The following is a 532-nucleotide window of genomic DNA, read 5'->3' on the forward strand; positions in this document are numbered from 1 at the left end:
TCCAGGACCTTGTCGCGGATATTCGCCGGGATGCCCGGGCCGTTGTCCATGACCCGGATCTCCACGCGGCCGTGGCGCCGCACCCCGGTGACCAGGATCTCGCCGCCCTCGCCGCAGGCGTCCACGGCGTTGTTGAACAGGTTCACGAACACCTGCACCAGCCGCTGCATGTCCGCGCGCACCCACAGGCCCTCGTCCAGGCGGTAGCGCATGGTCATCAGCCGCGCGCGCTTGGACAGGCGCACCACCCGCTCCGCCTCCCCGACGGCGGCGGCCACGTCCACCGGTACCGGCTGGTGGCCCTCGTTGTGGCCCGCGTGGGCGTAGCTCACCAGGGTCTGGACGATGGTGTTGATGCGCTGGGCCTGGGTGAGGATGTCCTGCGCGTATTCCGGCAACTCGTCCGCCTCGACGCCGGCACGCAGCTCCTGGGCCAGGCAGGTGATGCCCGTCATCGGGTTGCCGATCTCGTGGGCGACACCCGCGGCGAGGCGGCCGATGGAGGCGAGGCGTTCGCTGTGGGTCAGCTCCT

Annotated in this window: 1 protein-coding gene; it reads right to left on the bottom strand. The window is 70.7% G+C overall.

What is annotated here, in order from left to right; genetic code table 11:
* On the bottom strand, positions 1-532 hold a 532-nt coding region (locus tag G7A99_RS24395; RefSeq protein WP_163144663.1), incomplete at both ends, for a sensor histidine kinase.

The organism is Arhodomonas sp. KWT (assembly GCF_010993615.1).